This is a genomic window from Streptomyces sp. NPDC057253 (genome assembly GCF_042669125.1).
Lineage (GTDB): Bacteria > Actinomycetota > Actinomycetes > Streptomycetales > Streptomycetaceae > Streptomyces.
On record NZ_JBHUXV010000028.1, the window covers coordinates 36,030 to 60,743 of the forward strand.

Here is a 24,714-nt window from a genome sequence, read left to right on the forward strand (position 1 = left end):
ATCACGGCAGGTCGAAGCGGTGACGTGGCGCCGACCAGTCCGCTGCCGCCGCCGTCGCGCGTTCGAGGTCCTCCTGGAGCAACAGCCGCCGGGCCACGAGGTCCTCGGCGGCGGCCCCGATCCTGGCGACGTAGTCCGTCGAGTCCCGGTAGCGCTTCTGGACGCTGGGGCGGGGGTCGCCGGTGATCAGCCGTTCGTCCTCCGTGGCGGCGAACGGGAAGGTGGATCCGCTGAACTCGTGCAGCGCACCGTGCCCTTGACCCGGAGCCCGCGTGTTCCAGCCGGTGTGGGTGCCGAGCGGCACGGCCACCATCGGAGCACGTACGCCCGCGGTTTCGTTGCCGTCGGCGTCGACGGCGGGTACCAGCACGGTGTATCCGCGCGTGCGGTCCGCGACCGGTGGCACGGCCGAACGGTCCACGGCGTACAGCTCGTTGGGGCCACGGGGAGGCAGGGCGGACGGCACGGCGGGGAACTGGCGCGACCAGACGTCCATCGTCACCAGGGTGCCGCCCGCCACGGTCGGCACCGCGCTGGCCGGCGGCTCCACGCCCTCGCTCACCCAGGCGTCGAGGGCGTGCAGGACCGCGCGGAAGAGGGCCGAGGTGGCGACGGTGTTCTGCGGGTGGTTGCAGATCCCCTTGGTGGGGGCACCGGCGGACGGGTCGGCCACGTGCTGGCTCGACGACCACAGATACCCGCGTGCGTTGGGCGGGAAGCCCAGGTCCTGGCCGTCCGTGGTGGTGTGCACCAGCGATCCTCTGCGCTGCCAGTACTCGGTGGAGGTCTGGGTGTGCAGCACCTTGGGGTCGGTGGGCCGCTTCATGATCGCGTCCCGCTCGCCGGTGAGGTGATCGACCGTCTCGGCGTAGGCGAAGGGGAAGGTGTCGGCGGAGCTGAGGTGGTCCTCGTACTGCTGGCCGCCCGGAACGGTCAGGTTGGTGAAGCGCTCGATGCCGAGCCGGCCGGCTCCGGAGACGTGGGGCAGCAGCCCGTCGAAGACCGGGCGGCCTTCGGCGTCCTCATTGAAGCCGAGGTGAATGAAGTCGCGGATGGCGCGGCCGGTCTGGGAGCGTCCCCATCCGTAGGCGTGGTCCACGGGACCGGCCGGCCCTGCGGGGTCGTGCCGCAGATGGCTGACCAGGTCGCGCACCGCGGCCAGGCCCAGCCCGAGGACGAGCGGGCCCTCGGCCTCGTAGACGAGTTCGTAGATCCAGCCGGGCTGGAACCCACCGTCCACGTGGAGGTCGTACCGGCTCGGCACGACGGCCGCGGCCGAGGTCCTGAGCTCGCTGCCGCCGCCCTGCACTCTCGCGAACCGCCAGGCTCCGGAGGGGAGTTCCTCCGGTGTGCTGTGCGGATAGCGCCGCCGCGCGAGACGGGCGGTGTGTTCGCCTCGTGCGCTCACCGGGCAGGACCTGGTGCTCGACCAGCGGGACAGCGGCAGCGAGGCGGTGGGTGCCTCCACGATGAACTCGGCTGTCGTCAGGCCGCGCACGGGCTCCCCGCCCTGCCCCGCCACGGGCAGGTCGAGCAGCAGTCTTCCGTCGCCGGGCAGCAGGTCGCCCTGCCAGGCGCCGAAGACGACGGTGTAGCCGCGGCGCATCAGATGGCCGTTCCCGGCGTCGGCGAGCGTGCGTGGCCGGTTGGTGTGCGGGGCGTCGCAGAAGTACTGGAGCGCCCGCTTGTTGCCCCGGTTGCCCCAGTCGAAGAACAGCCTCCTGCGCCCGCCGTCGACCGGACGCAGGATCTCGACGTCCCCGCTGAAGCGCACCGCGCCCGTGCTGTCGGGCGGCACGAGGTCGAGGTCGGGGATGACCCGGTTGGCGGCCGACTTCGGGTCCACGGCGTAGTGGGCGGTGGCGGTGAGCACCTCGTACGCCCCGGCGCCGGCGAAGTGGTGGCCCGCGGCGAACGGCTCGCGTGCGTGCACCTCCAGCCGGACAGGACTCACCGGCCCGTCCCCTGGAGCGCCGGGGCGGCGGGGCGCCAGCCCAGCTCGGGAGCGATCAGCTCCCGGACGTCGTGCAGGATCTGCTCGTACTCCTCGCGGTGGAACTCGTACGGCAGCTCCAGGCGCAGTTCCGACACCTGCGCCAGGACGGGATCGGCCGCCAACTGCTCCAGGATCTGTTCCGCGGTGCCGACCACGTCCGGGGCGAACAGGATCCGCTTCGGGCCCAGCGCCGCCAGGGTCTGCGGCTTCAGGGTGCGTTCGTGCCGACTGGCCGCGTAGTCCCGGTAGCGGGCCCGGGTGGCCGCGTCGGCGCTGTCGAAGGGCACGATCACCCGCCCGAGCGCCACCCGCGCAGCCCGCCGCTCCTCGCCCGGGCCGCGCCGGTACTCGGAGAGCAGGTTGAGCTGGACGGTGGTGAAGTCGTCGGTGTCCTCGCCGGTGACGATGTTGCCGGACAGCAGGTTGAGACCGTTGTCGGCGGCCCAGCGGACCGAGCGCAGGCTGCCTCCGCCGTACCAGATCCGCTCCACCAGCCCGGGATTGTGCGGCTGGAGCCGCGGCCGCTGGATGTTGCCGGGCGAGTGGATCACGGTGTCCGGGCCGCCGAGGTAGTCGCCGCGCAGGTTGTCGACGAGTCGGGCGATCCTGCCGTACGACAGGTCGAAGCTTCGCCAGTCGCCGTCGTACACCAGGTCGCCGAGCAGGTGGGCGTGCGGCATGCCGGTGCTGAAGCCGACCTGGAGGCGGCCGCGGGACAGGACATCGGCGAGCGCCAGGTCCTCGGCCAGGCGGAACGGGCTCTCGTAGCCGATCGGGATGACCGCGGTGCCCAGCTCGATCCGCTCGGTGCGCTGGCCCGCCGCGGCGAGGAACACGGCAGCCGATCCGACGCCGTGTTCGAGGTGGCGCTGGCGGATCCAGGCGCCGTCGTAGCCGAGCCGCTCACCGTGTTCGAACAGCTGGAGTGTCTCCTCCAGGCCGGTGTAGGGGTCGTCGTCAGCGAAGTTGCCCGGGGTGAGAAAGGCCAAGGAGGTGATGGTGGGAACGCTCATGACGCTGGTCCTCGGCTCGTGGCGGTCTCGGGGGTGGCAGTGGTGACCCGGCCGCCGGGGATGGCGGCGAGCAGTTCGCGGGTGTACTCGTGACGCGGGTGGGTGAACAGTTCCTCCGGCGGGCCCGCCTCGACGACGCGGCCGTTGCGCATGACGGCGACCTGGTGCGCGATCTGCCGTACGACGGCCAGGTCGTGGGAGATGAAGAGGTAGGCCACCCCGGTGTCGGCCTGCAACTCCGCCAGCAGGTCCAGCACTTGGGATTGCACGGACACGTCGAGGGCGGAGACCGGCTCGTCGCAGACCACCAGGTCGGGGGAGAGGGCGAGGGCGCGGGCGATCGCCACGCGTTGCCGCTGCCCGCCGGACAGTTCCGCCGGCCGGCGCTCCAGTGTGGCGGCGGGAAGCGCCACCCGGTCGAGCAGTTCGCGGGCCCGGGTGACCCGGGAGGCGCGGTCGCCGACCTTGAAGGCGCGCAGCGGCTCGGTGATCACATCACTGATGGAGAAGCGCGGGTCGAGCGAGGCGTAGGGGTTCTGGTAGACGAGCTGTGCGCGGCGGCGCAGTTGCCTGGCCCGGGCGCCCTTGGCGGTGGTGACGTCGGTGCCGTCGAAGAGGATCTGTCCCGCGGTCGCGTCGGCGAGCCGGAGCGCCAGGCGGGCGGTGGTCGACTTGCCGGAGCCCGACTCCCCGACCAGGGCGAGGGTCCGGCCGCGGTGGAGGGTGAAGCTGACGTCGTCGACGGCGCGCAGGGTGCGGGGCCCGTCCCCGGTGCGGGGCAGCCTGAACTCCTTGACCAGGTTGCGTACTTCGACCAGGGGTGCCGCGTCCGGTGGGGTGTGGGGGGCCGGGGTGCGGGGCCGGGCGGTGGTCAGGCTCGGGGCGCTGGCCAGCAGGTGGCGGGTGTAGGCGTCCTGGGGGTCGGCGAGGATGTCCTGGGTGGGGCCCGCCTCGACGACCTTGCCCTGTGACATCACGACCAGCCGCTGGGCCCGGTCGGCGGCGACCCCGAGATCGTGGGTGACGAGCAGGATCGCGGTGCCCGACTCCTCGGTGAGGCGCTGGAGATGGTCGAGGATGACCCGCTGCACGGTCACGTCGAGCGCGCTGGTGGGCTCGTCGGCGATGATCAGCTCGGGCCGGGCGGCGATGGCGATGGCGATCAGGGCGCGTTGGCGCATGCCGCCGGACAGTTCGTGCGGGTACTGCCGGGCCCGGACGGCCGCGTCGGGCAGTCCGGCCCGGTCCAGGACGGCGACCGCCTCGGCGTGGGCCGAGCGGCGGGTCGCCAGACCGTGGATCAGCAGCACTTCCGCGACCTGGTCGCCGATGCGCTTGACCGGGTTCAGGGAGACCGTCGGATCCTGCGGGACCAGCCCGATCCGGGCCCCGCGTACCGTGCGCAGTTCGGCCTCCGACAGGGTGGCCAGGTCGTGCCGGCCGAAGCGGACGGTGCCCGTGTCGATGCTGCCGTTCGCCGACAGGAGCCGGGTGATCGCGTGCGCGGTCGTGCTCTTGCCGGAGCCGGACTCGCCGACCACCGCCGTCACCTGTCCCGGCCAGACGTCGAGGTCCACGCCGCGGACGGCGGCGACTGTGCCGCCCCGGGTGCGGTACGACACCGACAGATCGCGTATCTCCAGCAGGGGTGCGCTCACGTGCTCACCGTTCTCACGTTCGTCGGTCATCGCTGCCGGGACCATTCGCCGTCCAGTGCCCGGGCGATGCGGTTGGTGGCCAGTACGGTCGCGGCGATCGCCAGCCCGGGCAGTGCGGTCAACCACCAGGCGTTGGCGAGGTAGTTGCGGCCGTCGGAGATCAATGTCCCCCACTCCGGGGCCGGCGGGGGCGCGCCGTAGCCGAGGAAGCTCAGCGCGGACACGGCCAGGATGGAGGAGCCGAAGTCGAGGGTGGCCAGCACGACCACCGGGCCCGCCGCGTTGGGCAGGACGTGCCGGCCCAGCACCGAGTACCAGCGGGCCCCGCTCGCGCGCGACGCCTCCACGAACACCGCCTGCCGTACCCGCAGCACCTCCGAGCGCGCCACCCGCGCGAAGGCGGCCACGCTGGCGATGCCGACCGCGACCGCCACCTTCACCGTGCCGTAGCCCAGCGCGGTGACCAGGGCCAGGGACAGGAACAGCGCGGGGATGGACAGCAGCACGTCGACGAAGCGCATCAGCACGTCGTCCACCCAGCGGCCCACGAACCCGGCGACCACCCCGAGCAGACCTCCGACCACGAACGCCACGAGTACGGCGATCAGCGTCGCCTTCAGGGACAGTTGGGCGCCGTGCACGACCCGGGAGAACACATCACGGCCCAGCTCGTCGGTGCCGAACCAGTGACTGCCGCTCGGGCCGCGGAAGTTCTGCGACGGTACGCCCTTCAGCGGATCCTGCGAGGTGAACAGGGTGGGCCGGAACGAGGCCAGCACCACCAGCACCAGGACGACCACGGACAGCAGCAGCCCGGGGCGGCGCACCGCGAAGCGCAGCAGGCGCCGTACGTCCACGCGGCGGCCGGGACCGGGGTCGGGCCGCGTCTCGACCGGGCGGGCCAGTCCCAGGGCCGCTTCGGCGGAGTCGTCGACAAGGCTCTGGCTCATGCGAGGGCCGCCTTTCCGCCCGAGGTGACCACGATCCGGGGGTCGAGGAGGGGATAGACCAGGTCGATGACGAGGTTGGTCATGACGAAGATCAGTGCTCCGAACACCACTACCCCCTGGACCAGCGGGATGTCCTGCGCCGTGACCGCCGCCGCGGTGACCCGGCCGAGGCCGTCGCGGGAGAACACCGTCTCGACGACCACCGAACCGGCGATCAGCTGTCCCACCAGGAGGCCGACGACCGTCAGCGCCGGCAGGGACGCGTTGCGCAGCGCGTGCCGCAGATGGACCCGCCACCGGCCGGCGCCCTTGGCCCGGGCGGTCTCCACATACGCCTGGTCCAGTGCGGTGAGCAGGCTCTTGGCGAGCACCTGCGCGATCTGCGCACCGGTCGGCACCGCCAGGGTGAGGGCCGGCAGCACCAGCCCCCTGAATCCGTCGTTGCCGAACGCGGGGAACCAGCGCAGCCGGAAGGAGAACGCCTCCACGAGCAGCAGCCCCACCCAGAACGTCGGGACGGACACCCCGAGCGGCGGCAGCGACAGCAGCAGCTGCCGCAGCCACCGCTGCGAGGTGTAGGTCGCCAGCACCGCGAGGCCTCCGCCGAGCAGCACCGCCAACAGCAGGGCGGCACTGGTCAGTTGGAGGGTCTGGGGCAGTGCGTCGCCGAGCGTGGAGGTCACCGGGCGGCCCGTGGACACCGCGTTGCCGAAGTCCCCGCGCACCGCCCGTCCCAGATAGTCGGCGTACTGCACGAGCACGGGTTTGTCGAAGCCGTACTCGTGCCGCAGGGCGGCGAGCCGGGCCGGATCGACCTCGCCCGAGTCCAGCCCGGCACCGGCCATCGCGGTGACCGGGTCACCGGGCAGCCAGTTCAGCACCAGGAACGACACCGTGTACGCCGCCCACAGCACCCCGACCGCCTGCGCGAGTCGCTTGATCACATAGCGGCGCACGTGTCAGCCGATCCAGGTGTCGTGCAGCTGGACGCGGCTGCCCGAGTCGAAGTCGAGGTCGTGGACCTTCTTCGTCACGGCCAGTTGGGTCTGGAGCTCGACCACCGGCACGTTGTACGCGTTCTGCACGATCAGCTTCTGCGCCTCGTCCACCAGTTGCCCGCGCTTGGCGGTGTCCGGGGTCGCGGCCTGCTCGGACAGTGCCGTGTCCAGCGAACTGGCGGGCAGCTTGTAGGAGTTGTTCAACTGGGTGGAGAAGGAGGTGCGCAGGATGTCCGGGTCGGCGCGGGTCACGTTCCCCCACACCACGTCGAAGTCACTCGACTGGACGGTGGTGGCGAAGTCACTGACCTGGCGCTGCTGGAGCACCACGTCGATCCCGACCGCCTTCAACTGCTGCTGGACCAGCTCCAGGGCGGGCTGGTTGGTGCCCGCGTTGGGGAACCAGGTGATGGTCAGGCGCAGCTTCTTGCCGTCCTTGACGCGGATCCCGTCGCTGCCCTCCTTCCAACCGGCCTCGTCGAGCAGGGACTTGGCCTTGGCCGCGTCGAAGGCGAGATCCGAGGAGAGGTCGGTGTAGTCGGGTGTGGTGTGCGCCAGGACGCTGGTCGCCGGCCGGGTGCCGGTCGGGAACACGGTGTCGGCGATCTGCTTCCGGTCGACGGCGGCCAGGATCGCCTGACGCACCTTGGTGTCCTTGAGCAGGGGCCGGGAGTTGTTCAGGCCCAGGCCGAACACCACGCCGGGGTTGGCGCGCCGCAGCAGGGTGACCTGACCGCCCTTGAGGGCCGCCTCGTTGGCCTTGCCGACGCTGCTGATCGCGTCCACCTGCCCGGACTGGAGACTGCCGGCCCGCACCCCCGCCTCGGGCACGACCTTGAACACCACCTTGTCCAGGTAGGCCTCGCCCTTCTTGGACCACAGGGAGGAGCCCCAGTCGTAGCCGGTGCGCTTGGCCAGGGTGATCGACTGGTTCTGCACGTACTGCTTCAGCACGAACGGCCCGGATCCGATCACGCCCTCGCTGCACTTCTGCTGCGGGGTCTTCTTCGCGCTCGCCGACGACTCGATGCCCAGCGAGTGGGTCGAAGTCGCTTGCAGGAACTGTGCGTTGGGCTGCTTGAAGGTCACCTTGACGGTGAGCGGGTCCACCACGGCGGTGCTCTGGACACCGCTGAGGTAGCCCTGCGCGAGGGCCCCGAGGGGGCCGAGCTTCGGCACCGCGTCGAAGTTGTCCTTGACCACCTGCGCGGTCAGCTGGGAGCCGTCGCTGAAGGTGACACCCGAGCGAAGGTGGAACGTGAACTGGGTCGCGTCGGAGTTGACGTCCCAGCTCTTGGCCAGCCACGGCACGATCTTGCCGGTCTCAGGGTCCTGGTCGGTCAGGGAGTCGACGGTCTGGCGCACCGAGTAGATGCTCTCGTTGCTGTTGACCTGCTGAGGGTCCACGCAGCCGGAGTCGGAACCCACCGCGAACGTCAGGGTGCCGCCGGACTTCGGCCGGCCGCTGCCGGCGCCGGAGCCGTCACCGCTCGATCCGCAGGCGGTCAGCAGCACACCGGTGGTGGCCAGGGCGGTCAGCGCCGCCCAACGGGAGGATCGGAAATCCGGAATTGCTCTCACGGAGGGGTACTCCTACTCGTGTCACCAGGCACGGGTGCCGCAGAAGGCGCGGGCGTGCGTGGGCGTGCCGGGGCGTGCGGCCCCGGCCGGCGTCGGCCGGGCCGGGGCTGCGCGATGCAGACGGGGATCAGGGGGGAAACGGGGATCCGGCAGAGGGCGGGATCAGGTGGAGCCGGGTGCGGCGACGACCGGTGCCGGACGTCGACCGGCCCTGGGACGGCCTGTCAGGCCTGACAGAGGCTGCTGTCCGAGCGCTTCAGGTCGATGTGGCGCCGGCGCGAGAGCCGGGAGAACACCGTGGCGAGACCGAAGGACGCACCGAGGTCTTCACAACGAAGCCGCATGCCGATCCTTCCCGTCCTTGGCCCCGTGCGAGGGGCTACGCGCTTGCGGAGATCGTCGGTGATCCCGCCGGGCTTTCACCTGGAGCACCCCACCGCGTGGGAGGGTTGCCGGTCAGCGAGCCAGGGCTTGACGCTGACACTCAATGCCTTTTGTGATCGTACGGAGGGCGCTTGCCGTACGTCAATGGCGCAAAAGCACGCCGTGCAGGGGGAGTCGGGGCGCGAGTGCGCCCAGCTCAGGAGCCACCGCGCTCACGGGGGATCTTCTGACCGGCCTCGACCGCCACCGGCAGCCGGTTCTCGGCCGGGGGCAGCGGGCAGGTGGCCAGGTCCGTGTAGGCGCAGGGCAGGTTCGTGGCCCGGTTGAAGTCCAGGACGACCGAACCGTCGGCGGCGGGCGGCTCCAGGGCGAGGGCCCGGTTCGCGGCGTAGGTCGTGACCCCGGAGGTCTCGTCGGTGAACAGGACCAGCAGCCGTCCCGCGCCGTGGCCGGGGAACGCGGTCAGTGACAGCGGGCGCCCGTCCAGCTCGAACTCGACCCTGCCCGGAGCGTCGTACACATGCTCAAGGCCTTCCACGGCGGCGCCCACGGTGGTCGGCCGCGGAGTGTCGAAGGGGACGTAGCGGCCCGTCACGGCCCAGCGCGGGTCGGGGGCGTAGGCGGGCGTTCCGGCGAAGGCCGTGCGCAGCGGCGCGTCCGGGTGCCGGGGGCGCACGATGTCGTTGCCGCCGCGCTTGGCGACCTCGATGACGGCGTCCTTCCAGACGGCGTTGACGCCGCCGCGCTCGGGAATCACACCGAAGCGGTGTTCACCGTGCACCGGCGTGCCGTCGACGACCAGTTCCTCGCCCTCGTCGAGGTCGACGACGACTCCCTCGGGGCCGGTGCGCCAGGCGCCGGGCGCGTCCGGGAAACGCTGGGGCGTCTCGTCGAGCCAGTGCAGGCCGGTGACCGCCAGGAACCCGTGGGGGTCGGCGAGCCGGGCCTCCTGGGCGCGGTGCCACTCCTGCCAGTTCTCGGTGAAGGCGTGGAGGTCAGTGGTGGCCTCGGTGGTCATGGGGAATCTCCTTGGTGTCGGGGGCTTTTGGGCGGGGGCGGTAGGGGGTTGTCGAGTCGACGGCTGTGCTCAGCCGGCCAGTTCGCCGAGGAGTCGCCAGGTGCGTCGGCGAGCCGCCTCCCCCGCGAGCTCGGTGCCGGAGAACACGACCTCGGTGGCGCCGGCGTCGCGGTAACGGCGTACCTCGGCCTCGACCGTCTTCTCGTCGCCGATCACGGCCAGGTCGGCGGCACGCCGGCCGCCGGAGAGTTCGATGACCCGGGCGTAGGACGGGATCTGCTCGTAGAACGCGAGGTTGTCGATGGCCTTGGCCCGCACCGCGTCCACGTCGTCAGTGACCACGCCGGGCACCAGGGCCACGACCCTCGGCGCGGGCTGTCCGGCTGCCTCGGCCGCGGCGGTCAGGGCGGGCACGATGTGGTCCGCCAGGGCACGGGGACCCGCCAGGTAGGGCAGGATCCCGTCCGCCAGTTCCCCGCTGGCCCGCAGGGCCTGTGGGCCCATCGCGGCGACCAGCAGGGGGACACCGCCTTCGGCGCCCGGCACGCGCGCCGGGACCGGGGTGGCCGCGGTGAGCAGTTCCCCGTGGAAGTCGGCCGTACCGGTCTCGGTCAACTCCCGCAGGGCGATGAGGAATTCGCGCAGCCGGGCGATGGGGCGTTCGAAGGGCAGGCCGAAGCCGGTCTCCGTCAGCAGTTTCGTGCCCAGGGCCAGGCCGAGGTGGTAGCGGCCGTGGGTGGCGGCCTGCGCGGTCTGGGCCTGGCTGGACACGAGCAGCGGATGCCGGCCGAAGACGGGAATCGCGGAGGTGCCGACCTGGAGGCCCGGCACCTCGCGCCCGACGATCGCCGCGAGCTGGGGTGAGTCCGCGCCGAAGGTCTGCCCGAACCAGGCCGACGTGACACCGAACTCCGCGGCCTCCTGGGCGAGTTGGACGGTGGCGTCGACCTGGTTCGGCGCGTCGGACGCGTTGAGCGCTACTCCAACAGTCATGTCAGTCAGAACCGGCGCGAGGCGAGCCCGCATTCCGGTCCGTCTGTGACAGCTTCTTGTCAGTCATGTGTCCTCGGTCCTGAGGTCCTGAGGTCCTGAGGTCCTGAGGTGAAGGGGCATCCCGGTCCTCAGCCTGCCTGCTGCCGTTCCTGCGCGGCACGGTGGGTGAGGGGCGCGCGCAGGCCGAGGTGGTCGCGGAGTGTGGTGCCGGTGTACTCGGTGCGGTAGATCCCGCGTTCCTGCAGTTCCGGGACGAGCAGGTCGACGATGTCGTCGAGGCCGTCGGGGATGAGGTACGGCGTGACGTTGAAGCCGTCGATCGCGCCGTGCCGTACAAAGCGGGCGAACTTGTCGGCCAGGCCGGACGGGGTGCCGACGTGCCCGCGCTGCGGGCCGAGGGCGATCACGGTCTCGCGCAGCGACCAGCCGTGCGCCTCGGCCTTCCCCCGCCATTCGGCCACGACGGCCCGCGGGTCGGCGATGCGCCGGGCCCCGAAGGAGCCGTCGTTCTCGGTGACGACCGGGTCCTCGGCGGGCAGCGGGCCGTCGGCGTCGCGGTCGGACAGGTCGATGCCCCACAGCAGTGAGGCGATCCCGAGCGCGGTGGCGGGGGTGACCTGCTGGAGCCGGATCCAGCGCTTCTTCTCCTCGGCCTCCTCCTCGGTGGCACCGATGATGATCTCGGTGCCGGGCAGGATCCGCAGATCGTCGTCGGGCCGGCCGACGGCGCGCAGACGGGTGCGGATGTCCTCGGCGAAGGCCAGGGCGTCGTCGAAGTCGGTGCCGTGCGCGGAGAAGATGACGTCGGCGTTGCGGGCGGCGAAGTCGCGGCCCTCGCCGGAGTCACCGGCCTGGAAGATCACCGGGTGGCCCTGGGCGCTGCGCGGCAGGGTGGGGGCGAGGTCGACGTCGAACTGCGGCCCCCGGTGGCGTACCTGCTGTACGGCGCCGGCCACGGACCAGGCGGGCGCGTCGACGGACGTGCTCACCGCCTTGTCGTCCCAGCCGTCCCACAGGGCGCGGGCCACGGTGAGGAACTCCTCGGCGCGCCGGTAGCGGTCGGCGTGGTCGAGGTAGCCGCCGCGGCGGAAGTTGGCGCCGGTCCAGGCGTTGTCCGTGGTCACCACGTTCCAGCCGGCGCGGCCCTCGGAGAGCAGGTCGAGGCCGGAGAGGCGGCGGGCGAGATCGGTGGGCTCGTTGAAGGTGGAGTTGGAGGTGGAGACCAGGCCGATCCGGCGGGTGACCGCGGCCAGGGCAGCGAGCTGGGTGATGGCGTCCGGCCGTCCGGCCACGTCGAGGTCGTGGATCCTGCCGTCGACCTCGCGCAGCCGCAGCCCCTCGCCGAGGAAGAACGCGTCGAACAGGCCCCGTTCCGCGGTCTGGGCGACCTTGCGGAAGGAGGCGGGGTCGATCTGCGAGCCGCTGTCGGGGGCGGACCAGATCGTCCAGTGGTTGACGCCCTGGAAGAAGACTCCGAAGTGCAGCTGTGCGTGTGGCCGGGGGACGTCGAGGGGGTCGGTGCGGGTCATCGGGCTTCCTCCTGGACGGCCGCGGACGCGAAACGGTTGGCGGGGCGCTCCAGACCCAGGGTCGAGCGCAGGGACGTGCCGGGCAGCGGGCGGGCGACCAGGCGCCGCTCCGACAGGGCCGGCAGGACGAGGCGGGAGAGGACGGGCAGGTCCTCGTCCAGTACGAGCGGATGCAGCCGTACGCCGTCCACGTGGCGGCTCAACTCGTCGAGAACAGCGACCAGTTGGCCGACGGAACCGATGTGGCGCAGCCGTCCCCGGTCGGTCCACGGCGCGTACCGTTCCAGGTCCGCGACGCGCTCGGCGCCGGTCGCGTCCGGCGTGTCCAGCGCCACCTCGACCTCGGCGAAGACGCGGGGCGTGCCAGCGCCGGCGGCGGTCTCGGCGATGGATGCCGGGTCGCGGCCCTCGACCAGGGCGATGTCGAGCTGCGCGGCGGGCACCCGGTCCGGCCGGCCCAGGACGACGAGTTGCCCCTGCGGCGGACGCGGCACGATCGCCGGGCCCTTGACGGCGTACGTCTCCCCGGTGAAGTCGATGTAGTGCAGTCGGTCGCGGTCCAGGTAGCGGCTGGTGGCCACGGACCGGATGACCGCGTCGTCCTCCCACGAGTCCCACAGGGCGCGGGCCACCTCGACCCCGTCCCGGGACTCCCGGGCCCGCGCGGCCGCGTCGGCCACCAGGGGGCGCCCCCACGCGCGAGCCGCCTCGGGACGCTCCTCCTCCGTCACCACCCACCCGGCGCGGCCGGCGGAGATGTGGTCCAGGGACGCCAACTGGCTGGAGACATGGAAGGGTTCGGCATACGTGACCGGCACGACGGGGGCGATCCCGATCGTGCTCGTGGACGCCGCGACGAAGGCCGCTCGCTCCACCGCGCCGATCCGGCCGACGGGGTCCGGCGCGGCACCGGGCGGCAGCACACCGTCGTCCAGGGTGATGAGGGTGAACCCGGCGTTCTCGGCCACGGCGGCGAGCCCGGCCACCCGGCGCGGGGTGAGCAACTGGTCGGGAGAGTGGGCGGCGCGGCGCCAGGCCGCGGGATGGGCGCCGTCGCCGTCGATCTCGACGGCGAGGTGCAGGGCGGGGCCGGACATGCGGGTTCCTTCCGAGGCATACGCGACGTCACGGCCGAGAGGCCATGACGAGAGGGCCGGCGGGGGCGGGCCGGCAGGGGTCAGACGCGTGCGGAAGGACAGACCGCGGAGGAGGTACGGCAGTAGTCGACATGCCGCCGGGTGATGAGGCGCGCACCCGTACGGACACCCTGCGGTGCCGCGTCCGGTACGTGCATGAGGGCCTCCACCCGTCAGAGTTTCGCCGGATCACCGTACGTCGAGCGCCCTTGTGAGTGTCAAGGGAACCCGATGCGAGCGGACCGCGCCCGGTTCGGTCATCGCACGTCACGGTAGCCTCGCGCCGTGAGTCACCGGGAGGACGAGGGCGCGCTGGTTCTGGAGGCGCGGGAGATGCTCGCCGCAGGGCGGAGCGACGAGGAGGTCTTCGCCGAGCTGGCCGCGAGGACCGGCGACTGGGGTGTCTGTGTGCTGGCCGTGTGCGTGGCCCTGGGTGTGCCCCGGACCGACGCCGAGGCCCGGCTCCGCGAGGTCGAGCCACTCTTCTCGGACTTCGCGGCGGGTGAGGAGGAGTACGTCGCCTTCGTGTTCAGGTTCGGGCGCGTCTTCATCGTGGACCGGGTGCTCGAGGAACACGAGGAGCGCATCCGCGACCTCCTGGCAACCGCCGCCGGCGCCCGCGGAGGCTGTCCAGCCGGCCCGCTCACGTGGTTCCGCACCGGGGAGCTGACGAAGCTCTTCCTCTACTTCGCCAAAACCCGGTTCCGGGACGGGCGCGGCTCACCACCTGAGTTCTGGGCCGCCATGACCGCGGCCGGCGAACTCCTGGCCGAGCAGGACCGCCCCGATCACGAAGAGGTGAGTGCAGGACTGGAGCGATGCCGCATGAAGGCCACGACAGCCTCGCGCAGACCACGTGGAATTCCGTAGCAGCGCCCGCGTCAAATCCCTACAGTCGCCGCATGGCCGCCGCCGAAGACGAGAACCCAGGTCAACCCGACATCACCGCGATGCTCAAGGACCAGACCAGTGCCTGCAAGGCAGCACGCGACGCCATCGCGGCCGGTGGCGAGGTGATGCTCTACGACGGCCAGCCGCCGAAGTGGATGGTCCTCGGCATCGCTGCGACCAGGCTGAAGCGGTCGTTGAAGATCGGCCTGACGACCCTCGGCCTCGACGAGTCCGTTGAGATCCTGCGCGCTCGGCCCCGCGACGAGCGACTGCGTACCGGCAACATTGTCGCAGCGGACCGCAGGTGGTTCTTCACTCTGTACTTCGACGCCACCGGGACTGAGCTGTTGGCGTGCAGCGGCGTCAAGAAAGTGCGCGGGGACGCTCAGAAGCTCCAGCAGTAGAGGCCGCCACCCGTACGCGTCGCGGACACGGCGAGGCGGGCGACGCCCTGCACAACGGCTGGGAGGTCATCGTCGGTCATGTCGTCGCCGTCCTCGGAGCGAAGCCGCGCGATCCAGCGGCCTGCCAGCTCTTCGAGTTCGGCGGAGGTTGCTGTGGCGAGCGCTTGGGTCAGCCGTTTCGGCAGGGCGAGTACCTCGACGCCGTCGTTCAAGGGGGCCGTGACCCACTCCGGCCACGGCCGCCACGCATAGAGCTGCTCAAGCGGCGGGGCCTCGGCCGAAGGTGCCTCGAAGTACATGTCCCACTCGGCGATGGCGGTGTCCGGCTCAAGGGAACGGCAGGTCACCGACTCAAAGCGCTCGCCAGGTCCCCGTAGGCGCGTCGAGGCGGCCGTCTTGTCGTCAGGGGCGAGGAAGAACACTATGTCGTGGGCCATTCGAGCATGATGGCAGGGGTGCCTCGACCGCCCGCCCGTCATTTCATGCAGCTGCAACGATCCATCCCTCAACTGCCTGCTAGACATGGTGGGGTGAACGCCCCAGTGCTGTACCGCAGGTTGTACGTGGATCTGGCGCGCGTCGACGCCTCCGCGTGTCGATGCCTGTGACCTCGTCTCCACCCGCTCCACGGAGACGACCACGCGCACCTCATTCCCGTAGGGCAGCACTGAGAGGGAAAACCCATGACCACCACTGCCGCAAGCCCTCAGATCCGCCGGGCCGGTCCGCGATTCGGCGCGGAGGTGACCGGCATCGACCTGACGGCCGGCGTCGACGACGAAACCGCCGAGCAACTGCGTCGGGCGTTCCGGGAACACAAGGTGCTGGTGTTCCGCGGCCAGCACCTCACCCCGCAGCAGCACGTCGAGGCCGTACGCATCTTCGCGGAGCCCTTCGACCACCCCACCGCGGTGAAGGACCCCGCCCATCCCCTGGTGTACCCGTACAACGTCCAGCAGACCGGCAAGGCCAGCACCTGGCACATCGGCGGACTGTGGCGGCAGCCGGTCTTCGCGATCGAGTCGCTCACCTACGAGGTCGTGCCCGAGCTGGGCGGCCATACCCTGTGGGCCGATCTCCAGGCGGCGTACGACGACCTGTCCGAGCCCTTCAAGGAACTGCTCGCATCGGTCGGCGCGGTCTACGACGCCAACGCGGGGAACTACGCGCAGGGCAGCAAGCGCGTCGCGGTCGCGGAGACCATCGAGCATCCTGTCGTGCTGGAGCACCCCGAGACGGGCCGGAAGGGACTGTTCATCAGCACCTCGCCGCGCGGCCTCACCGGGGTCACGGCGCAGGAAGGGAAGGTGCTGCTCGACTACCTCCTCAGCCACGCGTCCTCACCCGACTACACGATCCGCTTCGGCTGGAACGCCGGTGACTTCGTGCTCTGGGACAACCGGGCGACCTGGCACTACGCCGTGGACGACTACGGGGACGGCGCCCGCGTCTACCGCAAGGTCATCGGGGTGGAGCCGGTACGGCAGCCCGCGGTCTCGCGGTGATGGAACCGCCGACCCCCGTCACCGGCAGACCCGAGCAGACCGCGGATCACCTCAAGGAGTGTCTCCACGCTCGCCCCGCCCACGGACACAAGGGCCTGCCGCGGCTGTCCCGGCGGGTGTAGATGCTGCCGGGAGAAGACCTCGCCGCACGGCGGGTGTTGCTGGTGTGCATGGCGGCGGGCGCCACGACCCTGCTGGACCAGGCCGTTCTGAACATCGCGGTGCCGAGCATGCGGCAGTCGATCGGGGCCACCGGGGCCGACGTCCAGTGGATCGTGGCCGGGTACTCGCTCGCCTTCGGCCTCGCCCTCGTCCCCGGTGGCAGTCTCGGAGACCTGCACGGACGCAAGCGGCTGTTCCTGGCCGGGATGACGGTCTTCCTCCTGGCCGGGGTCACGGCCGCGACCGGAGGAGGGCCCGGAACCCTGATCGCTGCCCGGCTGGTGCAGGGAGCCGCGGCCGGGATCGTCAACTCGCAGGTGATCGGCACCATTCAGGACGTCTCCCAGGGTGTGGCCCGCGGCCGAGCGCTGGGCCTGTACGCGGTCACCGGCGGCGTGGCCACGGCCCTCGGACCGCCTCTCGGTGGTGCGCTCGTCGCCGGGCTCGGACCCGAGGCGGGCTGGCGCGGTTCTCTGTTGCTGAGCGCTCCGTGCGCGGTGCTCACCCTGGCCCTCGCGGCCCGCTGGCTGCCCCCACCGCGGCGCACCGCCCGCGACTCCCGGCTGGACGTTCTCGGCCTCGCTCTGCTCTGCGGCTGCACGCTGACGCTGATGGTGCCCTTCATCCGGACCCCGGGCAGCGGGGGAGAGGCGCTCCTGTGGGGCACCGCGGTGGGTGCGGCGGCAGCCGTGTTCGTCGTTGACCAGCGACTGCGGGTGCGACGGGGACGCCAGCCGCTGGTGCACCCCGCGCTGACCTCGTCGAAGCCGTACATGCTGGGCACGGCCGTCGCCATGGCCCAGTTCGGCTCCTCACTGGCCGCCTTCCTCGTGCTCACCGTCTTCCTGCAGGACGGGCTCGGCCTGTCCGCACTGCTCACGGCGGCGGTCACCCTGCCCGGTGCGGTCGGGATGGGCGCCTCCTCGGCCCTCGCCTGGCGGCTCGTGCGGCGGATCGGAGCGCGCACGGTGACCGTGGGCCTGAGCCTGGGCATCGGTGCCGCCCTGGCGGGGGCGGCGGTCGCGCTGTCCGTGCCGACCGCGGCGCTGCCCGTCGCTCTGGCGGCGACCCAGTTGGTGTCCGGTGTCGCCGGGGGGCTCACCGTCTCACCCAACCAGACCCAGGTACTTCAGCATGCTCCGGCAGAGGCGGCGGGAGTGGGCGGCGCGATCCTTCAGATGGCCCAGCGCATCGCGGCGGCCGTCTGCCTCAGCGCCGTCCCCGCGGTGTACCTCCACGCCGCTTCCGGCCCGCCCGGAGCCGGCCATCACCGGACCGGATACGCACTGGCCTCCTGCGTCTGCGCAGGCCTGCTCGCCGTGGCCCTGCTGCTGTCCCTGCTGCGCCGCACCGGCACGCGGTCCCGCCTGTCGGTGCACCGCGCCGGCTCGCTCCCCGCGCTCCAGGAGGACGACCTGACCACCCGTGCCGCGGAGCCTCGCATCAGCACCCTGTTCCCATCGAATCCCAAGGAGAACTCATGCGTTCGACCAGAACCCGGCCCGCCCTCGTAGTGCTGGGCGCGACGGCACTGCTGACCGCGTCCCTCGCGGTTCCGCAGGCCTCGGCGGCCGGCCGTACGTCCACGGCTCTCACCTGGTACGACGCGACAGCCGAGACCATCGCGAAGGCCGGGGCATCGACCCAGATCACCAACAGCCGTACCTGGGCCATCAGTTGGCTCGCAGCCGCCCGGGCCACCCGGAGCGTCCCCGCCGGTGTCGACCGCGGCGTGTATCAGGAGGCGGCGCTCGCCGGGGCCGTACATCGTGCGTTGGTGGCGCTGGCCCCGAGTCGCACGGAACAGCTCGACGCGACGTCCAAGGAGACCCGCGACGCGATTCCCGACGGTCCGGCCGAGGAGCGGGGCATCGCGGCGGGCGAGCGGCAGGCGGACCTCGTCCTCGCGTCGAGACAGGGTGACGGTCTCGACCCCGCCTCCGTCAACGCGCCGTATCCCGTCAAGCCCGCGGCGCCGGGTGTGTGGCAGCCGACGCCACCCGACCACGCGCCGGCGGCCCAGTACGGCAACCGTCTGGCCGAGCCGTTCCTGCTGAGGACACAGAGCCAGTTCCGGCTCGGCCCGCCGCCCGCCCTGGATTCCGAGCGCTACGCCACCGACCTCGCGGAGGTGCGGGCCTACGGTGCCGTCGACAGCGCGGTGCGCAGCGCCCGCCAGACCGAGACCGCCACCTTCTGGCTCGGCTCCTCCCTCACCCTCTACACCGAGCCGCTGCGGGTGGCGTTCGCCCGCTCGCATCAGGGTGTCGCCGGGCAGGCACGGCTGGTCGCGCTGTTCCATGTGGCGCTGGTGGACACGCAGATCGCGACCTCCGACACCAAGTACGCGTACGAACGCTGGCGTCCCGTGACCGCGATCCGCACCGGCACCATCGACCCCGATCCCGGCTGGACGCCGCTGCACACCACCCCGGCGCATCCGGACTACCCGAGCGGCCACAACACCTACGCGGGCGCCGCGCAGACCGTCCTGTCGGCGCTCACCGGCCCGCGCACAGCCCCCTTCACCCTGACCAGCCCCACAGCTCCGGGCGTGACCCGGACGTACACCACCTGGAAGCAACTCTCCGACGAGAACATCGACGCCCGGGTCTACTCCGGCATCCACACGAGGTCGGCCGACGAGGCGGGGATCACGCTCGGCACGAAGGTGGCACGGTACGTCCTGAAGAACTCGCACGGACTCCTTGCGCCGCGGTGACCCTCCGGGCATCGGAGACGGAGCCCGTCCGGACGTGAGCCGGTGGCCGGCGGGGGATCCGTGCGGCAGGGGGTCGCGCGAGGCCGAGGACATGCGCGAGGCGCGGCGTCAGGTGATCAGGGCCGTCGGAAACCGGCCCTCCTGGCCCCACCGGCACTGCTGCCCCGGACGTCACCCCGATGTGTGCCCCGCCTACCCAGGGCGGTGGGGTCGGAGACGCGTCGCCGCTCCGGTTCGACGGTAACGGCGGCGAGCGGCGAGGCACCCGCAGCGTGAGCCGGCGCGCCCTCGCCGCCTGCGCCTGCCCCGTGCGGAGGATCAGTTCCGGCCCGTCCGCTGAGCCAAGAGGGTGCGCAGACGGGTCAGGCGGTCGATTTCTGTGTCCATGGCGGCGAGCCGGTGTGTGATCACGCGGGCACCGGGGGCGGTCGAGTCGGCGTCCGCGCAACGCAGTTGTGGGTTCCCGGCCAGGAGGTGGATCCGGTCGGCGATGCCGTGCAGGTCCTCGACGGTGAGGCCGAGGCCGAGGAGCTCGCGGATGACGCGGACGCGGGCGACCTCGTCCGGCCCGTACCGGCGTTGGCCGGTCGCCGTACGCCGCGGTGGCGGCAGCAGACCGCGCTCCTCGTAGAACCTCAGGGCCCGTGGGGTGGTCCCGGCCGCTGCCGCCGCGTCTCCGATGCGCATCCCGACCTCGCTTCGTGTGGGTCACCGGGCCGGCAACTCCACGACCACGGTGCCGAAGTGCCGTCCCTCGAACAGTTCCTGCAACGCCCGCGGGGCCTGTTCGATGCCCGGGATCCGCACGTGCGGAAAGGAGATCTCACCGGAGCGCAGCCAGCCGCCGAACCGTTTGACCCACTCCTGCGTCACCTCGGGATGGTCGACGCCGCTGTAACCGCTCAGCGTGATCCCCTGGTTGATGACGCGGAAGGTGTCGATCTCCGCCGGAGCGCTGTCACCGTCCTGGTGCGGTGACAGCTGGCCGGACAGCGCGCCCACGAGCGCGAAGCGGGCGCCTCGACGCGCCACCGTGAGCGCCGCCGTCAGCTGCTCGCCGCCCACGGTGTCCACCAGGACGTCGATGCCTTCGGGCGCCGCGGTGCCCAATTGCTCGGCGAACGTGGGGAATTGCCCGCCGGACACCACCACCGCGTCGTAGCCCAGTTCGGTGCGCAGCCGCTCGGCCTTGGCCGGGGACCGGGTACTGCCGATGACCTTGCGGGCCCCCAGCAGCCTGGCGATCGGACCGGCCAGAGTCCCCACCGCGCCCGCCGCCCCCGTGACGAGGACCGTGTCGCCGGGACGGACGTCGGTGAGCCTGGTGAGCGCGCCGTAGGCGGCCGACCCCGACGACAGGTGGGCGACCGGATCCGGCAGTGCGGCGTCGACCGGGGTGCAGTCGGCCGCGGCCACCAGCGCGTGCTCGCGCCACCCGAGCAGGTGGGTGACGGCGTCCCCCGGCCGCAGTGGGCTGCCCGGGCCCACGCCGACGACCTCGCCCACAGCGGGGCCGAAGAGCACGCCACCGGCGTGGATCGGCGGCAGGGGTACTCCCTCGGGTGCGCCTCCGATCAGGGTGCGCAGCCCGGGAAACACGAGGAAGTACCGGTTGCGGACGAGGACCTGTCCGGGCCCGGGCATGGGCAGCGACTGGGCGACGACGGCGAAGTGCTCGGGGCCGGGCAGCCCCTCAGGAGCGGTGACGAGCCGGATCTCGCGGGTGGCGGACGGCAGGGGAGTGGCCATGGGGGCTCCTGGTCGGGAGAAGCGAGGCGGGCCGAGCGGGCGACCCGCCGGTGCGGGCGCGCAGACGTTAGCCCCTGACGCGCACGTCAAGGTCAAGCCGGGATGCTCGCAGCGTCCACGCCGGCCCCTTGCCGGCGTCGAGCGTCCGCGTCGAACCGGGCCGCCGACCGTTCCACCTGCTGGACCGGCGTTGACAAGAGTTCGGACTGTTGTCTTAATTACCGTTCAGAACGGTCAAGAGCGTCAGCGACAAGCCCTGGCTTGCTGACCGGCAACCCTCCGCCGCGGTGGGGTGCCCCAGGTGACGACCCGACCGATGAAGTGTCGGTAAGCGCGAGGCCCTCAGGGCAGGAACGGTGACGGTGACGCCATGTACGCAGCACCCAGGACGGCGACGTGCCGCTCGCAGGGCTGCGCACCGTACGCCAACCTGCTCGTCGCCGATCGCGCCGTCGATCTGCTCCGCGTGAGCAGCGCACTGTGTACCGAGCCGGGCCGCGCCCGCTGTCGGGGCTGACACCTCCCCGCATCTCCCCCACTTTCTGACGGACACCGCCGCGGTGTGCCGTCGCCCTCCCCGCCCCCGGTGACTCGCCGAGGCGTCGGCCACTGACGGCCTGTCAAACCCCTTGGCAAATACACGAGTTACCCGTCCGCCGTTTCGTCACCGCGGTCGTGCCGGCCCTGGTCGCCCAGGTCCTCCGACCGGCCGCAACCAACAGACCTCCCCCCACGCCACCCTCATCACCTTCAGCGACAAGGAACGGCCATGCCCACCCAGTTCACCCGACGCAGCCTGATACGCGGCATCACCGCGGCGACCGCCGTCGCCTCCTTGGCCACCGGGCTCGCCGCCTGCGGTGGCAACAGCGACGCGGCCACCACCACCGACAGCGCCAGATCCGGTGAGGTCGTCATCGGCCGGGTCTCCAACGGCGCCGCCAAGGAGACCACCGTCAAGGTCTCCGAGGTCAAGTCCATCAGCGCCGAACTGCCCGCCGCCCTCAAGAAGAGCGGCAAGCTGGAGATCGGCATCGGTGCCCTGCCCGCCGGGTTCCCGCCGCTGGCGTACGTCGGCGACGACCAGAAGACCCTGACCGGCTCCGAGCCCGACCTCGGCCGCCTGGTCGCCGCGGTGTTCGGGCTCAAGCCCGAGGTGAAGAACTCCACGTGGGAGAACCTCTTCGTCGGCATCGACAGCGGCAAGGTCGAAGTGGCCTTCTCCAACGTCACCGACACCGAGGAGCGCAAGAAGAAGTACGAGTTCGCCTCCTACCGGCAGGACAACCTCGCCTTCATCGTGCCGAAGAAGAGCACCTGGAACTTCGACGGCAACTACGAGAACCTCGCCGGCAAGACGATCGCCGTGGGCTCCGGCACCAACCAGGAGAAGATCCTCCTGGAGTGGAAGCACAAGCTGGCCAAGGAGGGCAAGAAGCTCACCGTCAAGTACTTCCAGGACAGCCCGAGCACCTATCTCGCCCTCAACAGCGGCAAGATCGACGCCTCCTTCGGCCCCAACCCCGGCTTCGCCTACCACAACCGTCAGGTGGCCAACACGCCCAACGCCACCCGCACCGCGGGCACTTACTCGGGCGCGGGCGCGAGCCTGCAGGGCCTGATCGCGGCCACGGCGAAGAAGGACAGCGGCCTCGCCAAGCCGCTGGCCGACGCGATCAACTACCTGATCAAGAACGGCCAGTACGCCGAGTGGCTCAAGGCGTACAACCTCAACAACGAGGCCGTCGCCAAGTCCGAGGTCAACCCGCCCGGGCTGCCGCTCGACAACTCCTGACCACCGCGCACCGGGGACTCCGCCGCCGCCCCGCGACGGAGTCCCCGCCGGCCGGACCCACCGAGCCGCACCCCGGAGACCGCAACGCCATGTCCGTCACCACCCTCGACACCAACTCCGCGCACATCCTGGACAACCCCGCCTGGGCCGCGCTCACCGGCCCGCACGCCCACTTCGCCGAACGCGTCGGCCACGCCGCCCGCTATCAGCAGGACGTGGCTCCCTTCCACGCCGTCTCCGACGGGGACGACCCGCGCGCCTGGGCCGACCTCGCCGCTCTCGTCGGCCCCAACGGCACCGCCGCGGTGGGGGGAGTCACCGAGGCTCCGGACGGGTGGGAGATCGTCGGCGAGGGAGAGGGCGTCCAACTCGTGGACACCGCGCTGCGGGCCGAACCCGCCCCCGAGGCGGTACGGCTCGGACCCGACGACGTGCCCGAGATCCTGGACCTGATCGCCCGCACCAAGCCCGGCCCCTTCCTCGAGCGGACGATAGACCTCGGTACCTATCTGGGCATCCGGGACCGGGGACGCCTGATCGCCCTCGCCGGTGAGCGGCTGCGCCCGCCCGGCTGGACCGAGATCAGCGCGGTCTGCACCGACCCGGCGTATCGCGGCCGGGGTCTGGCCACCCGGCTGGTCCGCGCGGTCGCCGCCGGGATCCGGGAGCGCGGTGACACGCCGTTCCTGCACGCGGCGGCGGACAACACCAACGCCATCCGGCTCTACGAGTCGATCGGCTTCACCCTGCGCCGCCGTACGACCTTCTCCCTTGTACGGCGGACCGAAGCCGCCGTCCTGGAAGAAACGGCATAGCCGTGCCGTTGTCCTTGTCGAAGGCGATGACTTGGGGGTGGGTCGAGTGACACGTGTACTGCGCTCCGCCCACCTCTACTCCCGGCCGCACATCGATCTCCAGCGCGTGTCCGCCGCGCTGTGTTGTTCCTGACCCGTCTGCTGCCCCCCGCCGCCGCGCCCCCACCCTTGCGGGCCGGCCTTCTCGTACGGATCTCCAGGAAGGCACCTGCTCGTGTCCCCTTCTTCTTTGCATCTTGCTGTCGCCTTGGACGGCACCGGCTGGCACCCGGCTTCCTGGCGTGAGCCGGTGGCCCGGCCCGGTGAGCTGTTCACCGCCGGTTACTGGGCCGATCTGGTCGCCGAGGCCGAGCGCGGCCTGCTGGACTTCGTGACCATCGAGGACGGCCTGGGCCCGCAGTCCTCGCACCTGTTCGCTGCGGACGAGCGCACCGACCAGGTCCGCGGCCGCCTCGACGCGGTGCTGATCGCCTCGCGGATCGCGCCGCTGACCCGGCATATCGGCCTGGTGCCGACCGCGGTGGTCACCCACACCGAGCCGTTCCACCTGTCCAAGGCGATCGCCACCCTGGACTATGTCAGCACCGGGCGTGCGGGGGTGCGGGTGCAGGTCAGTGCCCGGCCCGGTGAGGCGGCGCACTTCGGCCGGCGCAGCATCCCGCGGATCGAGGCCTACGACAGCCCCCCGGCCCAGGAGCTGATCACCGACTTGTTCGAGGAGGCGGCGGACTGGGTGGAGGTGGTGCGCCGGCTGTGGGACAGCTGGGAAGACGACGCCGAGATCCGGGATGCGGCCAGCGGGCGGTTCATCGACCGGGACAAGCTGCACTACATCGACTTCGAGGGCCAACATTTCAGTGTCAAGGGCCCCTCCATCACGCCGCGTCCGCCGCAGGGACAGCCGCTGGTCACTGCCCTCGGCCACCAGAGCGTGCCCTATCGGCTGATCGCCCGGCAGGCCGACGTCGGCTACATCACCCCGCACGATGCCAGCCAGGCGCGGGCGATCGTGGCCGAGATCCGCGCAGAACAGTCGGTTGCCGGACGTGAGAGCGAACTCCTGCATGTCTTCGGCGACTTGGTGGTCTTCCTCGACGAGGACCCGGCCGAGGCGGCTGCCCGCCGGGACCGTCTGGACGCGCTGGCGGGGGAGCCGTACACCAGTGACGCCCGGATCTTCACCGGCACCGTGGCCCAACTCGCCGACCTCCTCGCCGAGTTCCAGGCGGCAGGGCTCACCGGCTTCCGGCTGCGGCCCGCCGTTTTGGGCCATGACCTGCCGGCGATCACGCGCGGGCTGGTGCCCGAGCTCCAGCGCCGGGGCCTCTTCCGTACCGCCTACGAGGCGGACACCCTGCGCGGCCTGCTGGGTCTGGCCCGCCCCGCCAACCGCTACGCCGCGTCCGTCTGAGCCG

22 protein-coding genes and 2 riboswitches are annotated in these 24,714 nt (G+C 71.6%); of the genes, 9 read left to right on the plus strand and 13 right to left on the minus strand.

The window, feature by feature from the left end; all coding sequences use genetic code 11:
* Position 1: 1 nt before the first annotated feature.
* The 10 genes from ACFULQ_RS17785 to ACFULQ_RS17830 all read right to left on the minus strand — a co-directional run bounded on the left by ACFULQ_RS17785 (position 2) and on the right by ACFULQ_RS17830 (position 13,217).
* Positions 2-1,954: an alpha/beta hydrolase domain-containing protein gene (locus tag ACFULQ_RS17785; RefSeq protein ID WP_383544546.1), complete on the minus strand. Its 1,953-nt coding sequence runs from the start codon at positions 1,952-1,954 to the stop codon at positions 2-4.
* The gene (locus ACFULQ_RS17790) at positions 1,951-3,009 is read right to left on the minus strand and encodes an LLM class flavin-dependent oxidoreductase (RefSeq protein ID WP_383544549.1); all 1,059 of its coding nucleotides are present in this window, start codon (positions 3,007-3,009) and stop codon (positions 1,951-1,953) included. Before ACFULQ_RS17790 ends, ACFULQ_RS17785 begins: the two co-directional genes overlap by 4 nt.
* Positions 3,006-4,697 carry a dipeptide ABC transporter ATP-binding protein gene (locus tag ACFULQ_RS17795; RefSeq protein WP_383544552.1) on the minus strand — a complete coding sequence of 564 codons (1,692 nt, stop codon included), beginning with the start codon at positions 4,695-4,697 and terminating at the stop codon, positions 3,006-3,008. The genes ACFULQ_RS17790 and ACFULQ_RS17795 overlap by 4 nt, the downstream gene beginning before the upstream one ends.
* Positions 4,694-5,617 carry an ABC transporter permease gene (locus ACFULQ_RS17800; protein ID WP_383544555.1) on the minus strand — a complete coding sequence of 308 codons (924 nt, stop codon included), beginning with the start codon at positions 5,615-5,617 and terminating at the stop codon, positions 4,694-4,696. Before ACFULQ_RS17800 ends, ACFULQ_RS17795 begins: the two co-directional genes overlap by 4 nt.
* Complete coding sequence (locus tag ACFULQ_RS17805) at positions 5,614-6,573, minus strand: ABC transporter permease (RefSeq protein WP_383544558.1); 960 nt, start codon at positions 6,571-6,573, stop codon at positions 5,614-5,616. The genes ACFULQ_RS17800 and ACFULQ_RS17805 overlap by 4 nt, the downstream gene beginning before the upstream one ends.
* A gap of 3 nt (positions 6,574-6,576) precedes the next feature.
* Positions 6,577-8,196 (minus strand): ABC transporter substrate-binding protein, encoded by a 1,620-nt coding sequence (locus tag ACFULQ_RS17810; RefSeq protein ID WP_383544560.1) that lies wholly within the window; start codon positions 8,194-8,196, stop codon positions 6,577-6,579.
* Positions 8,197-8,574: 378 nt separating this feature from the next.
* Positions 8,575-8,688, minus strand: a riboswitch (SAM riboswitch).
* 88 nt (positions 8,689-8,776) lie between these two features.
* Entirely contained in the window at positions 8,777-9,598 is an 822-nt protein-coding gene (locus ACFULQ_RS17815) for a DUF1684 domain-containing protein (protein WP_383544563.1), read from the minus strand.
* A 69-nt stretch (positions 9,599-9,667) separates the two neighbouring features.
* A complete protein-coding gene (locus tag ACFULQ_RS17820; RefSeq protein ID WP_383544567.1) occupies positions 9,668-10,591 on the minus strand; it encodes an LLM class F420-dependent oxidoreductase in 924 nt (307 codons plus the stop codon).
* Between the two features lie 128 nt (positions 10,592-10,719).
* Positions 10,720-12,120, minus strand: a complete 1,401-nt coding sequence (locus ACFULQ_RS17825) for an NtaA/DmoA family FMN-dependent monooxygenase (protein WP_383544570.1) — start codon at positions 12,118-12,120, stop codon at positions 10,720-10,722.
* Positions 12,117-13,217, minus strand: a complete 1,101-nt coding sequence (locus ACFULQ_RS17830; RefSeq protein WP_383544573.1) for an LLM class flavin-dependent oxidoreductase — start codon at positions 13,215-13,217, stop codon at positions 12,117-12,119. Before ACFULQ_RS17830 ends, ACFULQ_RS17825 begins: the two co-directional genes overlap by 4 nt.
* Positions 13,218-13,541: 324 nt before the next feature.
* Between ACFULQ_RS17830 and ACFULQ_RS17835 the strand changes: the two genes are divergently transcribed.
* Both ACFULQ_RS17835 and ACFULQ_RS17840 read left to right on the plus strand, forming a co-directional pair.
* A complete protein-coding gene (locus ACFULQ_RS17835) occupies positions 13,542-14,126 on the plus strand; it encodes a hypothetical protein (protein WP_383544576.1) in 585 nt (194 codons plus the stop codon).
* 32 nt (positions 14,127-14,158) lie between these two features.
* The gene (locus tag ACFULQ_RS17840; RefSeq protein ID WP_383544579.1) at positions 14,159-14,551 is read left to right on the plus strand and encodes a hypothetical protein; all 393 of its coding nucleotides are present in this window, start codon (positions 14,159-14,161) and stop codon (positions 14,549-14,551) included.
* Here ACFULQ_RS17840 and ACFULQ_RS17845 read toward each other — a convergent pair.
* Positions 14,533-14,988: a hypothetical protein gene (locus tag ACFULQ_RS17845; protein WP_383544582.1), complete on the minus strand. Its 456-nt coding sequence runs from the start codon at positions 14,986-14,988 to the stop codon at positions 14,533-14,535. The genes ACFULQ_RS17840 and ACFULQ_RS17845 overlap by 19 nt on opposite strands.
* Before the next feature lie 246 nt (positions 14,989-15,234).
* Between ACFULQ_RS17845 and ACFULQ_RS17850 the strand changes: the two genes are divergently transcribed.
* From ACFULQ_RS17850 to ACFULQ_RS17860, 3 genes are all read left to right on the plus strand, one after another.
* Positions 15,235-16,056 carry a TauD/TfdA dioxygenase family protein gene (locus tag ACFULQ_RS17850; RefSeq protein ID WP_383544585.1) on the plus strand — a complete coding sequence of 274 codons (822 nt, stop codon included), beginning with the start codon at positions 15,235-15,237 and terminating at the stop codon, positions 16,054-16,056.
* A 122-nt stretch (positions 16,057-16,178) separates the two neighbouring features.
* Complete coding sequence (locus ACFULQ_RS17855; RefSeq protein WP_383544588.1) at positions 16,179-17,732, plus strand: MFS transporter; 1,554 nt, start codon at positions 16,179-16,181, stop codon at positions 17,730-17,732.
* Positions 17,699-18,940 (plus strand): vanadium-dependent haloperoxidase, encoded by a 1,242-nt coding sequence (locus ACFULQ_RS17860; protein WP_383544590.1) that lies wholly within the window; start codon positions 17,699-17,701, stop codon positions 18,938-18,940. The genes ACFULQ_RS17855 and ACFULQ_RS17860 overlap by 34 nt, the downstream gene beginning before the upstream one ends.
* 318 nt (positions 18,941-19,258) lie before the next feature.
* Here ACFULQ_RS17860 and ACFULQ_RS17865 read toward each other — a convergent pair whose 3' ends face one another.
* Positions 19,259-19,627, minus strand: coding sequence for a MerR family transcriptional regulator (locus ACFULQ_RS17865; protein ID WP_383544593.1), 369 nt, complete (start codon positions 19,625-19,627; stop codon positions 19,259-19,261).
* Positions 19,628-19,648: 21 nt separating this feature from the next.
* Positions 19,649-20,689, minus strand: a complete 1,041-nt coding sequence (locus ACFULQ_RS17870; RefSeq protein WP_383544595.1) for an MDR family NADP-dependent oxidoreductase — start codon at positions 20,687-20,689, stop codon at positions 19,649-19,651.
* A 232-nt stretch (positions 20,690-20,921) separates the two neighbouring features.
* Positions 20,922-21,029: riboswitch (SAM riboswitch) on the plus strand.
* A 429-nt stretch (positions 21,030-21,458) separates the two neighbouring features.
* Here ACFULQ_RS17870 and ACFULQ_RS17875 point away from each other — a divergent pair.
* The 4 genes from ACFULQ_RS17875 to ACFULQ_RS17890 all read left to right on the plus strand — a co-directional run bounded on the left by ACFULQ_RS17875 (position 21,459) and on the right by ACFULQ_RS17890 (position 24,710).
* A complete protein-coding gene (locus ACFULQ_RS17875; RefSeq protein ID WP_383544598.1) occupies positions 21,459-22,484 on the plus strand; it encodes a transporter substrate-binding domain-containing protein in 1,026 nt (341 codons plus the stop codon).
* Positions 22,485-22,573: 89 nt separating this feature from the next.
* Entirely contained in the window at positions 22,574-23,299 is a 726-nt protein-coding gene (locus tag ACFULQ_RS17880; RefSeq protein WP_383544601.1) for a GNAT family N-acetyltransferase, read from the plus strand.
* Positions 23,300-23,345: 46 nt separating this feature from the next.
* Complete coding sequence (locus tag ACFULQ_RS17885; RefSeq protein WP_383544698.1) at positions 23,346-23,432, plus strand: putative leader peptide; 87 nt, start codon at positions 23,346-23,348, stop codon at positions 23,430-23,432.
* 81 nt (positions 23,433-23,513) lie between these two features.
* On the plus strand, positions 23,514-24,710 hold the full coding sequence (locus tag ACFULQ_RS17890) for an LLM class flavin-dependent oxidoreductase (protein ID WP_383544603.1): 1,197 nt from the start codon (positions 23,514-23,516) through the stop codon (positions 24,708-24,710).
* Positions 24,711-24,714 lie beyond the last annotated feature (4 nt).